Here is a 13,099-nt window from a genome sequence, read left to right on the forward strand (position 1 = left end):
TTAGCCTTTAGGACCGACGCGCAGCCGATCCTAAACAGGTTCTCAGGCCAGAGCCGTCAGCAGCTTTTCCAACTTCTCCTGATCGCGGGCGAACTGGCGGATGCCTTCGGCCAGTTTCTCGGTGGCCATGGCGTCTTCGTTCATTGCCCAGCGGTACTGGCTTTCGTTCAGGCTCTGCTTGGCCTCTGCATCCTGGCCTGGGCTTAGCAGGCGTGCCAGCGGCTGCTGGTCATCGGCCAGTTGCTGCAGCAGCTCGGGGCTGATGGTCAGGCGGTCGCAGCCGGCCAGTTGCTCGATCTGGCCTATATTGCGAAAGCTCGCGCCCATTACCACGGTCGAGTAGGCATTGGCTTTGTAGTAGTTGTAGATGCGTGTGACCGACTGTACGCCAGGGTCTTCGGCACCGACAAAATCACGGCCTTCGGCCTTCTTGTACCAGTCGTAGATGCGCCCCACGAACGGCGAGATCAGAAACACGCCGGCTTCGGCGCAGGCCTGGGCCTGGGCGAAGGAGAAGAGCAGGGTCAGGTTGCACTGGATACCGGCCTTTTCCAGTTGCTCGGCAGCGCGGATGCCTTCCCAGGTTGAAGCGATCTTGATCAGCACCCGTTCACGGCCGATGCCGGCCTGATCATAGAGGTTGATCAGGCGTTCGGCGCGGCGCAGGGTGGCCTGGGTGTCGAAGGACAGTCGCGCATCCACCTCGGTGGAGATGCGCCCGGGGATGATCTTGAGAATCTCACCCCCCACCGCGACGCCAAAATGGTCGCAGGCCAGGCCCAGGTCACCCTGGCTGGCTGTGACTGCGCTTTTCAGCAACTCGCCGTAGCCAGGCATGGCTGCGGCCTTGAGCAGCAGGGAAGGGTTGGTAGTGGCATCGACCGGCTTCAGGCGGGCGATGGCGTCGAGGTCGCCAGTGTCGGCGACTACGGTGGTGAACTGCTTGAGTTGATCCAGCTTGGAGGTCATGACACAGCCTTGTCGTTGCAGATGCAGCGACCTTACCCGAGTCAGCGGCCTTGCAGCAATTGCGCAGCTTGATCGAACAGCGCAAGCGGATCATCGGTCTTGTGAATGTCCACCGAGAGCAGTTGCCGGAAGCGCCGCGCGCCATTGAAACCCTGGCCCAGGCCGAGCATATGGCGGGTGATATGGTGCATGCTGCCGCCTTCGGCCAGGTGCGCAGCGATATAGCCGCGCATGCTCTGCATGGCCTCCAGGCGGCTCAGCACTGGGCGCGTGGCACCGAATAGCTGCTGGTCGACCTGGGCCAGCAGATAGGGGTTGTGATAGGCCTCGCGGCCCAGCATCACGCCATCGAAGGTCTGCAGGTGCTGCTGGCAATCTTCCAGGGTCTTGATGCCGCCGTTGAGGATGATCTCCAGCTCGGGGAAGTCCTGCTTGAGCTGCGCGGCGATGTCGTAGCGCAGCGGCGGTACTTCGCGGTTTTCCTTGGGCGACAGGCCTTCGAGAATGGCGATGCGCGCGTGTACGGTAAAGCTGCGGCAACCGGCGTCACGCACCGTACCGACGAAATCGCACAGTTCGGCGTAGCTGTCGCGGCCGTTGATGCCGATACGGTGCTTGACCGTCACCGGGATGCTCACCGCATCCTGCATGGCCTTGACGCAATCGGCGACCAGCTGCGGGTGGCCCATCAGGCAGGCCCCGATCATATTGTTCTGCACCCGGTCGCTGGGGCAGCCAACGTTGAGGTTGACCTCGTTATAGCCCGCCTCTTGCGCAAGCTTGGCGCAGGCCGCCAGCTCCGTCGGCACACTCCCGCCCAGCTGCAGGGCCAGCGGGTATTCTGCGGCGCTGTGGCGCAGAAACCGCGCGCTGTCGTTATGCAGGATCGCGCCGGTGGTGACCATCTCGGTATAGAGCAGGGCGTGCTGCGACAGCTGGCGCAGAAAGAAGCGGCAGTGCCTATCCGTCCAATCCATCATCGGCGCAACGGAGAAGCGCCGAGACAGTGCAGGTGGCGTGGTTTCTGGCTTTGAGGCTGATTCTAGAGGCATGGTGCACGCTTGATATTTGACTGTTTTTGCTGGTTTCTGCGGTGTCAGTGCTAACTTTCAGCACCGCGAAAGGGGCGTTTAGCACTGAGGGACGCATGAGGGGCGATAACGCAGCGATGTAACAAAAACGGGGAGGCTAAGTACACCGCGCAGATCCGGCTGCGGCGGAGTGGGGCAGTAGTCTATCAGTAAACCCAGTCACTCGACCGGAGGCCGCAGCCCTGGCTGGTTGACGCGCCGAGTGTCATCTTGCAGCCCACAGCCTTCAATACGTAACGGCTACATAGCCTGTTTGGGCTATGTAGCCGAGACGATCAGTCGTAGGTGGGTGTTGGGCGCAGCGAAGCCCAACAGACAGCGTGCTCCTTGCACTGCAGTGCGCTACAGCAGCTCAAACCGCTGGGTCTGCACGGCTTGCGAATCCAGGCCGATCTGCACCTCGAACTCACCCGGCTCAGCTACGTGCTGCAACTGCGCGTTAAAGAACTTCAGGTCATCTTCATTGATGCTGAAACGCACCTGGGTTTGTTCGCCAGCTTTGAGCGTGACTTTGTGAAAACGCTTCAATTCCTTGACTGGACGCACCACGGAAGCCGCAATGTCGCGGATATACAGCTGCACGACAGTCGCGCCGTCACGCGCCCCGGTGTTTTTCAGGGTCAGGCTGACGTCGAGGGTACCGTCGCGCGCCAGGCTGCGGCTGGAAAGCTGCAACTCGGAAAGGCTGAAATCGGTGTAGCTCAAGCCATAGCCGAACGGATACAGCGGCCCGTTGGGTTCCTCGAAGTACTGCGAGGTGTAGTTACCCGGATGGCCCTCGACATAGGGGCGACCGAGGCGCAAGTGGTTGTAGTAGGTCGGAATTTGCCCGACCGTGCGCGGGAAGGTGATGGGCAGCTTGCCGGACGGGTTGTAATCGCCGAACAGAACGTCCGCAATCGCATGACCGCCCTCGGTGCCGCTGAACCAGGTTTCCAATATCGCGTCGGCGTTGGCCTGCTCCCAGTTAAGTGCCAGCGGCCTGCCGTTCATCAACACCAGTACCAGCGGTTTGCCGGTCTTTTTCAGCGCACGCAGCAACGCCTGCTGGCTGGGGGGAATGTCCAGGCGCGTGCGGCTCGAGGACTCGTGTGACATGCCGCGCGCCTCGCCAACCGCTGCGATTATCACGTCGGCCTGTTCGGCGGCTTGCAGCGCTTCGGCGATCAACTCGGCGGGCGGGCGCGGGTCGAGCACCACCACCGGCTTGTTCTCTTTGAGGAAGTTCAGGTAGTCGACAATGTGCTGGTCATCGGTCACGTTCGCCCCTAGGGCGTAAATCACTTGCGCCTGCTCGCCCAGCGCCGCGTGCAGGCCCTGGCGCAGCGTGACCGACTGCGCAGCATTACCGGCTGCCGACCAGCTGCCCAGCATGTCGATGGGCGAATCCGCCAGGGGGCCAACCAAGGCAATGCTGCCGATCTTTTTCAGCGGCAGGGTTTGCTGGCGATTTTTCAGCAAGACCATCGACTGGCGCGCCACGGCCCTGGCCTCGGCGCGATGCAGGCGGCTTTCGCCTTGGACGTCGGCCGGGTCTTCGGCGGCGATGCCGATGCGCCGGTACGGGTCATGGAACAAGCCCATGTCGTATTTGGCACCGAGCACTTCGCGCACGGCATTGTCGATCTCCTGCACCTTGACCTCGCCCGAGCGCACCAGTGCGGGCAGCTCCTGGCGATACAGCGAGTCGGCCATGCTCATGTCGATACCGGCCTTGATCGCCAGCTTTGCGGCCTCGCGACCATCCCGGGCAATCCCGTGGCTGACCAGTTCGGTGATCGCGCCGTGGTCACTGATCGTGACCCCGCGGAAGCCCCAGTCGCGGCGCAGCAGATCCTGCATCAGCCAGGTGTTGGCGCTGGCCGGCACACCGTTGATCGTATTCAGGGCGACCATCAAACCGCCCGCACCGGCGTCAACGGCAGCACGGTAGGGCGGCAGATAGTCCTGATGCATGCGCATCGGGCTCATATCCACCACGTTGTAATCGCGCCCGCCCTCAACCGCGCCATACAGGGCGAAGTGCTTGACGCTGGCCATCACACTGTCGGCAGCGCTGGGGGTTGGCCCCTGCAAGGCCTTGACCATGCTGCGGGCAATCTGCGACACCAGATACGGGTCTTCGCCAAAGCCTTCCGAGGTGCGCCCCCAGCGCGGATCGCGGGTGATATCGACCATTGGCGCGAAGACCATGTCGAGGCCATCGGCGCTGGCCTCGATGGCGGCAATGCGACCACTCAGGGTAATCGCCTGCAAATCCCAACTCGACGCCAGCGCCAGGCTGATCGGGAAAATGGTGCGATGGCCATGGATCACGTCATAGGCGAAGAACAGTGGAATCTTCAGCCGGCTGCGCTGCACCGCGGCGTCCTGCATGGGGCGATTGTCGCGGCGCGTGACGGTATTGAAGGTGCCACCGATATTGCCGGCGGCGATCTCCTCGAGGATGCGCGGACGCGGCATATCCCCGCCGATGCTGATCAAACGCAGCTGGCCGACTTTTTCCTCGAGGGTCATCTGCGTCATCAAATCGGCGATAAAAGCCTGTTTGTTATCCAGCAGAGCGGGAGACGTCCCGGCCAGAGCCGCGTGACTGCTAAAGCAGGCTATAAAGCCAAACAGATACAACCTGTTCATCCGATGGTATTCCTGAGTGATGCAATACTGGGCCGCTGGGGGGAGACGCATGGGCTGTGCGGTTGATGCGTAAGCACCGCTCAGGTGCCGGGCATGATCCGCGTAGGGTGCGCCGTGCGCACCAGCCAAACACGCCAGCGCGGGCAGACGCTGACCTGCAGCCCGGCATTATGGCTCACAACCAGCGGCGAACTCTGGATTTATAGCGAACAAATTCAGCACCAAACAGCGCCTCAAGCGCACGCTCCTCTGCGGCGATCTGCAAGCGATTCATATAGAGGACAAACCCCAGCACCCCAACCAGCGCCCAGGGCGATGCCAGAAACACCGCCCAGGCAGCGAGAAACAGGGCAAAGCCAAGGTACATGGGGTTGCGCGAAACCCGATAGATCCCCGAGCTCACTAGGGCCGATGCCGTCTGCGGTTTCAACGGGTTGACCGTGGTTTTGGCCTGGTGAAAAGACACCACACCCGCCCGGCAGAAGAACGCGCCAAGCGCCAGCACGGCTAGCGTGATGGCTATACGCAGCGAATCGCTCACCTCGATGCCCGGCACAACGCTTGAAAGCGCCCACATAATCAGCGCGAACAACGTCGCGCCCAGGGGCGGTGGAATCCTGTTTTCAAGTGCTTGCATCGGTTGTCCTAGGGACGCTGGGCAGGCTGCAGGGTAGGGCGCTGTGACCGGTTCAGTAAAGAGTCGGTCAATGGGTGCATTACGCCTGCTTGATCCAGCCACGCCCAATGCAAACCTCCTGACACTACGGAGTGGCTGCGCAGTGCACACCGACCGTCTGCCGTGCTTGGTGCGCGCGGCGCGCCCTACGGGCTGATTCTTGTGGCAGGACGGCTCTGGGTGGGTATCAGCGTCGGCACCTTGAGGTAGCACCCATGCCAACGCTGTGGTGCGGAGCATTGGCCGAAGGTGAAAAAACTCTGAACTAGGTACCAAGCGGGTAGGTCAGCTTTTAGTACTGCCCACTATTACTTCGGTGCTAGCCATGAACATGAAATGTTTATATCCAGGAGCCAGGCGAGGTGCTGCTGACGACACCCACGCAACCCCTGTGACTTCGCTTAACTATGACCTTCGCGCGCAGGAGCAAGCCCAGCAACGCTATCGGGATTGGTGCAATCGATTGAGGGTCACGGGCAGTTACGGAGCTGACGCAGTGCCTATCGGCTCTAGGAATGTTGAGGGCCAATAGCTACTTCACCTGGGGCTCACACACAGTCTCAGGCTGATGGCTAGGTGGTGGGGCGGGTAAGCCGCAGCGCCACGCAGGCTATACGGTCAGCGTGGATGTAATCCGGCTTTTCCAGTTCCTCAGCAAATACATCCGGGTCTATTTCCTCGTAGAACCAGTCCCAGCCGAGGTCGACCAAAGACAGGCGAACCGCACTTAGAAACGGGTCCTGCCCATCGAAGATGGCTACGCCGGTATAGAGCAGTAATGTCCCGCCAGGGGCGAGCCTTTGCAGCGCCGCATCGAATATCTTCAGTGACAGGCCCGCGCCATGGTTGCCCCCACCATGCCGGTAGACGCGCTGCTCTGCATCCAGCAAGTAGGGCGGGTTGGCGATGATCAAGTCGAAGGTGCCCTCAACATCACGCAATAGATCACTGTGCGCGGTTACCAGGTTGGAGATGCCGCCCAGATGCGCATTCACTGAGGTGAAGGCCAGGGCGAGCTCGTTTATATCCAGTGCCAGCACCTCGGCCTGCGGGCGTAACCTGGCTGCTGTCAGCGCGCCGGGGCCTGCACCGCAACCGATATCGACGATGCGCTGCAGCTGCGCGGCATCGCCTTGCAAGTGATCGCGCAGCATGCGTACGAAGCGATAGGTGTCGGGGCCGAAGAACACCGCGTTGGCGTCGCTGGTCGGGAAGCGCGAATGCACGTAAAGCTGATCCCCCAGGCTGGCCCAGCGCACCTGGCTGATCCAGTGTTCGCCGTGCGCCTCAAGAATATTGGCCTTACCCATCAGCTCAAAAATTTCGCTGTCGAGGATTTCACGGCGAAAGGGCCGGCTCCAACCGAAGATATCGGTCAGGCTGCGTGCCTCTTCATTGCCGGGGCGCTGGTTGACGTGTTGGTGGGTCGCTGGTGTTGTGGCGGTAAAGTGGTAGCCGCGGCTTTGCAGCGCTGCGCCGAGATTGAGCAAGGCAATGGCAGCGGGTGAGGTGAGGGTGGAAACAGCGTCATGCATAAGGGTTTCCTGTCTCAGTAAGTCAGCGCAGAGAAAATTCGGGTCGCCGTCAGCCCGGCTGAGGTCGGGTGGTAAACCGGCGCTAGCAGTTCAATCAAGCGCGCTTCTTGCTGCGCAGGGTCCAAGCGTTGCAGCTGCTCTTGCAGAAGCTGCTGTTCGCTGTGCAGTTCGCTCTGCGGGGCCGGTAATACCCCGCTGCGTTGACGGTTTTTCTGAAAAGGTCGAGTGCCCGGCTGAGCAGCTGCTGGCGCGCGCAGCCAATCACCGGCGATCCAGTCATGGATCAGCTGTTGTTCATAGGCATTGAACACGCCGAACATCTCAGCCCCTTCGCCCTGCACCAGGCTCCAAAAACGGCTGTTGACCGGGTCCTGGTGGCGTTTGATCCAGCCACGGCTTTGCAGGGCATCGAGGAAGCCGCCGATACCTTCATCGGCAGACAGCCACTGGTTGACGGTGCGGCCTTCGATACGGCAGTAGTCGGAATGCACCTGGCCTGCTATCGCACGCTTGTGTTCGAACATGCTGAACAGTTCCTGCTCAAGATCGAAGCCGCTGATGATCGTGTGCGAACTTTCACCCAGGTCGTTGAGCCGATAGCCCAGGGCAACCCGTCGGTAAAAATCCTGGGCATCGCCGACCCGCGGCAGGTTGTCCAGTACCGCACGCACAGCCTTGGCGGCGTGACCGGTGGCGCTGTTGTCGATGGTCACGTGCAGGAGAAAGTAATACGGGTCGATATCCAGCTCTTCCAGCTCGAACGCGCTGATTAACAGATGCAGGGGCAGCTGTTCGTAGCCCAGGTTGTAGCCGATGACTTCCGGCAGGTAGTCGTCGGCCATGTGGCCGAGGGCCAATTGAATCGCGCCTTGCAGATAGAGCGAGTCGTCAAGGTTACTCAACTCGTCGCAACCCTCTGCGGCCAGTAGCCGCCGGTACATTAGCGCGTGGTTCTGCCCGGGCACACCATCGCCCAACTCTTCTAAATAGGTGCGTACCAGGGGCTGTAAGCGCACATCGCGCCAGTGCGGTAACGTGCCATACAACCAGGCACCATCTACCAGTTTGGTCGGTGCTACCGAACGCAGAAAGCACAAGGCATGGGCGCGATGGGTGAAGTACTGCCGTCCGCCACCAGCCCTGCGGCTGGCGAGGTAGGCCGCGTACTGCTTGGTGACTGTTTGAATGCCGCGAAATGTCCAGGCGTGCAGCTCGCTGGGCGAATCCGGCAAATCACAAGGCAGGGCCGCAGCATCCTGCAGGCAGGTTTCGAGAAAATCCCGTGCCAGCTGCTTACCAGCCCTCGGCTCAGTCAATAACTCTTGGTAAGTACGTTGCCATGATTCGCTGCGCGTGGCGGACGAGGTGCCGTGGTTAGAAGAGGTATCGACAAGGCTGAGAATGGTCATGGGTTTGGCCTCCTGGCCGCTGCGGCAGAAAACCAGAGCGCAGTATCACGGCTGATTTTGGGCCTTTAAGTTAGGAGGGGGAGGCGAGCGAAAAGATTCCAACTAATTGCTGCCCAGGCGTCGCAACGAATAGGTTGAACCACGGCGCGGGCAGGGCATCAACACCTGTAACAGGTCGTTCGCATGCTAAAGGAAAGCACCATGGCAGTTCGTTCCCCGCGTACGTTCGGCATTGAGGAAGAGTATTTCCTCACGGATTTGCTCAGCCGCAGTATTCCCACCCAGCCCGTAGAAGGTTTTGCCAAAGCCGCCCAGGCTGCATTGGGCAGCCTGGTGACCCGTGAGATGTTCGCCGCCCAGTTCGAGGTGGTCACGCCCGTGCTTGAGCACCTCGATGACGCCCGTGAGTGTTTAAGCAACGCCCGCATCACCCTGGCTCGCATCGCCCGGGAGTTTGGCTTCGGCCTGGTGGCTGCCGGCACTCATCCACTGGCGCAGTGGCGGCAGCAGCAGGCCACGGGTATGCCGCACTACCAGCAGCTGTTTGATGATTTTCAGATGGTGGCCAGCCGCAGCGTATTGGCTGGTTTGCACGTGCATGTCGGGGTCTCGGCGGAGGTTGATCGCATCTGCGTGATGAACCGCGTGACGCCCTGGTTACCGCTGCTGCTCGGCCTCAGCGCCTCTTCACCGTTTTGGGAAGGCCAGCCTTCTGGGCTGATGAGCTACCGCCAGGCGGTGTGCGATGAGTGGCCGCGGATGGGTATTCCCGAGCATTTTGACAACGACGCCGAGTATCAACGTTATGTGCACATGCTGCTCGACACGGGTTCGATACGCACCCCGGCCGACGTGTGGTGGAACATCCGTCCCTCGCTTCGCTACCCGACCCTGGAGCTGCGCATTGCGGACGCCTGTCCGCAACTTGAAGACGCGCTGTGCATCGCCGCGCTGTTTCGCGCCATGGTCAATTATGCCGTTCTCGCACCCAGGCCAAGCTGGATCGACGAGCCGCTGACCCGGGTGATCACCCTGGAAAATCGCTGGCGGGCCAAGCGTTATGGTTTGCGTGGCGAGTTTATCGACCCTGTCACTCAGCGGGTTTTGCCTTTTGCCCAGTGGCTCGACGGCGTTCTGCAAGAGCTTGCCGACTACACGGCTGTGGGTGATGAGCCTGCCGCGCAACATGCGCGGAAACTGGCTCAGCAGGGCGGCAGTGCGCAGGCTCAACTGAATCGCCATCAGCAGGCGCAGAAAGCGGGGCGCAGCCCTACAGAAGCGCTGGTCGAGGTGGTGGATACGCTGATGGCGCAAACCGAACTGCGCCACTCATACCAATAACTTGAACGTCTGGCCTGGGCTGATTTCACAATAGCAGGCCGTTGCAAAACCCAGGCGCGGCAGCCGCGACGTGCGGGTGTGCACTTTGCAATCTCAACTAGAGGTAATCATGCGTTTTGCAAGATATAGCGTATGGGCGCATTTAAATAACTGATTAAAAACAACCGCATAGGTTTTGTAGGCAATCGGCATAATCAGTGCAGATGACTAGGCTCACTCAGGGAGAGCCAGTCGTGAAAGTCATCAACGAAATCTATAACGCCTTTCCAGGGCATACCGTTACGCTCACGCCGCGACCCGATGGAAATGTATTGTTGACGCTGTATATGGGCAACGATTTCACCCTGCGTAAAGTATTCCCCGGCGAAACGGTGAGCTCTGAAATCGGTGTTCGCGCAATTATTAATGAACTGACTCGGGATCTAAAATTGGCCAGCGGCGAGGTTACCTGGCAAGGCAAAGACAGCTCCTGGGTAAGGCGGGATTTACCGACGTTTACCGGCGAACCAATTCAGCTCACAGCAGCCAAGACATTGGTCTCACGACGGGGGCTTAAAGTCTCTTAATGTCAGTGGTTGACGGCTGCTTCGAGCTATTAATTTATTAAATAATTTCATGGGTAAGAGATTTACGTTAAGAACATTATTCGGAGCTATTGGCTTGTGCTTGAATATTTGGATAAGAACCAAGGCCGTTATGGAGTTCTGCTCGAGGAAGTAGAGCTCAACAAAATCATTGAGCGCTACTTGGGGGAGTACGAGTCATTCCGTCCGTAGGGGAACATCAAGCGAGCCTGTTTGGGGCTAAATACAGGCTCTTTTGTTTCACTTGTTTCAAACGATACTCAGACACATGTACTTTTGCTCAATGTAGTCGTCGATGCCGTAGTGCGAGCCCTCACGGCCGAGACCGGATTGCTTGATCCCGCCGAAGGGCGCGACCTCGGTGGAGATCAGACCTTCGTTGACGCCGACCATGCCGTACTCCAGCGCCTCGCTGACGCGCCATGCGCGGCCGAGACTCTGCGTGTAGATATAGGAGGCGAGGCCGAATTCGGTGTCGTTGGCCATGGCGATGGCTTCGGCTTCGCTGGCGAAACGGAAGATCGGTGCTAGTGGGCCGAAGGTTTCGTCGCGGGCTACCAGCATGTCGGGGCGAACGTCGCCCAGCACGGTCGGCTCGAAGAAGGTGCCACCGAGTGCGTGCGGTTTGCCACCTGCGAGCAAGCGCGCGCCTTTGCCCAGGGCATCGGCGATGTGTTGCTGGATCTTGTCTACGGCCTTGGCGTTGATCAGCGGACCCTGTTGCGCGCCATCTTCGGTGGCCGGGGCTACCTTGAGCGCTTCGACGGCCGCGACCAGGCGGCGCGCGAACTCGTCGTAGACGCCGTTCTGCACCAGGAAACGATTGGTGCAGACGCAGGTCTGTCCGCTATTGCGGAATTTCGAACCAATAGCGCCCTGTACCGCCGTATCCAGGTCTGCGTCGTCAAATACGATAAAGGGGGCATTGCCGCCCAGTTCCAGGCTGACCTTCTTGATGCTCTCGGCGCACTGGGCCATGAGCAGCTTGCCGATGCCCGTGGAGCCAGTGAAGGACAGTTTGCGTACCTTGGGATTGCCGGTCAGTTCGCCGCCGATGGCGCGCGAGTTGTTGCCCGGAACCACGTTGAACACTCCGGCGGGAATGCCCGCGCGCTCGCCGAGTACGGCCAATGCCAGGGCAGACAAGGGTGTTTCTGAGGCGGGTTTAAGTACCACGGTGCACCCGGCGGCCAGGGCCGGGCCGACCTTTCGGGTGATCATGGCGTTGGGAAAGTTCCACGGGGTGATAGCCGCCACCACGCCGATCGGCTGCTTGATCACCACCAGACGGCGCCCCTGCTTGTCGTGGGGAATCACGTCGCCGTAAACGCGCTTGGCCTCTTCAGCGAACCACTCGATAAAGCTGGCACCGTAGGCGATCTCGCCGCGGCTTTCAGCCAGCGGTTTGCCCTGTTCCCAGCTGAGCAGGCGGGCCAGATCTTCCTGGTTGGCCAGAATCAGCTCGAACCAGTTGCGCAGGACAGCGCTACGCTCCTTGGCGGTCTTGTCGCGCCAGGCTGGCCAGGCCGCCTCGGCGGCATCGATGGCGCGGGCGGTCTCGTCCTTGCCGAGCGAGGCGACATTGGCGATCAGCTCGCCATTGGCTGGGTTGGTTACAGCGAAACGGGCTTTGTCGTCGGCTTCGATCCACTGGCCATCAATGTAGGCCTGGTCGCGCAGCAGGTTCAGATCGGTAAGTTGCATCAGGTTCTCCGAAAGATGAATGCGGTCCCTCGAGTGTCGGTTTGAGGGACATAAGGAAGCTGTTGTGAAGAGGTTCAATGGCGAGCGGCCTTGAACTGTTCCCAGGACTGATCGAGTGCCTGCTTTTGTTCAGGTTTCAGGCTTTCCAGCAGGTAGCTCCGGCGCCGTTGTTCGGTACTCAGGACCTGCATGGGGTGGTCCTTGGCAAAGGTCAGCATCTCGGCCGAGGAGCTTGCCAGCGGAGCGTAGAATTTGGTCGCGCGGGCGTTGCGGATGGCATTTTTAGGTGCAATCAGAAAGTCTATGAAGTCGTAAGCGTGTTCTGGATTCGGCGCGTTGCTCGGTATAGCCAGGGTGTCGATGTAGATCGCTGCCCCTTCCTCTGGAATCCGATAGGTCAACATCGGGTTTCTTTCCATTGCGTGTATGGCATGTCCGCTCCAACTCATGGCCAGGCACAACCTTCCGTTGGCAAGTTCGTCAATGTGCTCCCAGTTGTCGAGGGACCGTAGTCGCGGTGCTAGTACCTCCAGCGCCTGCAAGCTGCGGCCTATTTGTCGGCTGCTGGCGCTGGATAGGCGGCGACCTTGGTAGTTGAGCAGCAGCGAGGTCGACTCCTCGGGAGCGTCCGGCATACTGAGGCCGCAACTTGCCAGGCGTGCTGCCTTGCTTTCGTCGAACAACAGGCCCCAACTGTTGGGAAGGGCCTCGCCATAGACGGGTTGAGCCAGTTGCGAATTGACGACCATGCCGATTGATCCCCACAGGTAGGGAACAGCATGCTGGTTGGCCGACGCAATGCCTGCGAGCGTAGAGAGCAACCACGGGTCCAGGGTCGAATGGTTGGACAGGCGGCGAGTGTCGATCGGCGCCAGTTTCCCCTCGGAAATCAGCTGCCTGAGCATGAAGTGCGAGGGAACGATTACATCGTAGGCGTCACCGTTTTTCATCGCCAGGATCAGTTCGTCGGTGGTGGTGAAGGCGTGGTAGTCCACGCGGATGCCGCGCGCCTTCTGAAAGTCCTCGAGTACCCCCGGATCAAAATAGTCCTTCCAACTGTAGAAACGCAGCACATCCTCGGCCTGGGATTCGGCGCAGGTGAGCAGGGCGAGTATGCAGAGCAGATACTTCATGGGACGACTCCTTATATGCC

At 60.2% G+C, this 13,099-nt stretch carries 10 protein-coding genes; 2 read left to right on the forward strand and 8 right to left on the reverse strand.

Annotated features, from left to right (window positions below):
- Positions 1-42: 42 nt before the first annotated feature.
- The 6 genes from tal to VMP31_RS09105 all read right to left on the reverse strand — a co-directional run bounded on the left by tal (position 43) and on the right by VMP31_RS09105 (position 8,317).
- Entirely contained in the window at positions 43-969 is a 927-nt protein-coding gene (tal, locus tag VMP31_RS09080; protein WP_325506264.1) for a transaldolase, read from the reverse strand.
- Positions 970-1,010: 41 nt separating this feature from the next.
- On the reverse strand, positions 1,011-2,021 hold the full coding sequence (dusA, locus tag VMP31_RS09085; RefSeq protein WP_325506266.1) for a tRNA dihydrouridine(20/20a) synthase DusA: 1,011 nt from the start codon (positions 2,019-2,021) through the stop codon (positions 1,011-1,013).
- Between the two features lie 381 nt (positions 2,022-2,402).
- Positions 2,403-4,697 carry a beta-glucosidase BglX gene (bglX, locus tag VMP31_RS09090; protein WP_325506268.1) on the reverse strand — a complete coding sequence of 765 codons (2,295 nt, stop codon included), beginning with the start codon at positions 4,695-4,697 and terminating at the stop codon, positions 2,403-2,405.
- A 175-nt stretch (positions 4,698-4,872) separates the two neighbouring features.
- Positions 4,873-5,334 carry an isoprenylcysteine carboxylmethyltransferase family protein gene (locus VMP31_RS09095; RefSeq protein ID WP_325506270.1) on the reverse strand — a complete coding sequence of 154 codons (462 nt, stop codon included), beginning with the start codon at positions 5,332-5,334 and terminating at the stop codon, positions 4,873-4,875.
- A 611-nt stretch (positions 5,335-5,945) separates the two neighbouring features.
- Positions 5,946-6,908, reverse strand: a complete 963-nt coding sequence (locus VMP31_RS09100; RefSeq protein WP_325506272.1) for a class I SAM-dependent methyltransferase — start codon at positions 6,906-6,908, stop codon at positions 5,946-5,948.
- Positions 6,909-6,922: 14 nt separating this feature from the next.
- Complete coding sequence (locus VMP31_RS09105) at positions 6,923-8,317, reverse strand: iron-containing redox enzyme family protein (RefSeq protein ID WP_325506274.1); 1,395 nt, start codon at positions 8,315-8,317, stop codon at positions 6,923-6,925.
- Between the two features lie 201 nt (positions 8,318-8,518).
- Here VMP31_RS09105 and VMP31_RS09110 point away from each other — a divergent pair, with 201 nt between their 5' ends.
- The gene (locus VMP31_RS09110) at positions 8,519-9,658 is read left to right on the forward strand and encodes a carboxylate-amine ligase (protein ID WP_325506276.1); all 1,140 of its coding nucleotides are present in this window, start codon (positions 8,519-8,521) and stop codon (positions 9,656-9,658) included.
- Between the two features lie 233 nt (positions 9,659-9,891).
- On the forward strand, positions 9,892-10,224 hold the full coding sequence (locus VMP31_RS09115) for a DUF3509 domain-containing protein (RefSeq protein ID WP_325506278.1): 333 nt from the start codon (positions 9,892-9,894) through the stop codon (positions 10,222-10,224).
- A gap of 267 nt (positions 10,225-10,491) precedes the next feature.
- Here VMP31_RS09115 and VMP31_RS09120 read toward each other — a convergent pair whose 3' ends face one another.
- Together VMP31_RS09120 and VMP31_RS09125 are read right to left on the reverse strand one after the other, a co-directional pair.
- Positions 10,492-11,946, reverse strand: a complete 1,455-nt coding sequence (locus VMP31_RS09120) for an NAD-dependent succinate-semialdehyde dehydrogenase (RefSeq protein WP_325506280.1) — start codon at positions 11,944-11,946, stop codon at positions 10,492-10,494.
- A gap of 74 nt (positions 11,947-12,020) precedes the next feature.
- A complete protein-coding gene (locus VMP31_RS09125; protein ID WP_325506282.1) occupies positions 12,021-13,079 on the reverse strand; it encodes an extracellular solute-binding protein in 1,059 nt (352 codons plus the stop codon).
- Between the last annotated feature and the right edge of the window lie 20 nt (positions 13,080-13,099).

This window comes from Pseudomonas sp. (assembly GCF_035512415.1).
Lineage (GTDB): Bacteria > Pseudomonadota > Gammaproteobacteria > Pseudomonadales > Pseudomonadaceae > Aquipseudomonas.

Coding starts and splice junctions, on each gene's coding strand:
- tal (WP_325506264.1), bottom strand. CDS start 969: ATGACCTCCAAGCTGGATCAACTCAAGCAGTTCACCACCGTAGTCGCC.
- dusA (WP_325506266.1), bottom strand. CDS start 2,021: ATGCCTCTAGAATCAGCCTCAAAGCCAGAAACCACGCCACCTGCACTG.
- bglX (WP_325506268.1), bottom strand. CDS start 4,697: ATGAACAGGTTGTATCTGTTTGGCTTTATAGCCTGCTTTAGCAGTCAC.
- VMP31_RS09095 (WP_325506270.1), bottom strand. CDS start 5,334: ATGCAAGCACTTGAAAACAGGATTCCACCGCCCCTGGGCGCGACGTTG.
- VMP31_RS09100 (WP_325506272.1), bottom strand. CDS start 6,908: ATGCATGACGCTGTTTCCACCCTCACCTCACCCGCTGCCATTGCCTTG.
- VMP31_RS09105 (WP_325506274.1), bottom strand. CDS start 8,317: ATGACCATTCTCAGCCTTGTCGATACCTCTTCTAACCACGGCACCTCG.
- VMP31_RS09110 (WP_325506276.1), top strand. CDS start 8,519: ATGGCAGTTCGTTCCCCGCGTACGTTCGGCATTGAGGAAGAGTATTTC.
- VMP31_RS09120 (WP_325506280.1), bottom strand. CDS start 11,946: ATGCAACTTACCGATCTGAACCTGCTGCGCGACCAGGCCTACATTGAT.
- VMP31_RS09125 (WP_325506282.1), bottom strand. CDS start 13,079: ATGAAGTATCTGCTCTGCATACTCGCCCTGCTCACCTGCGCCGAATCC.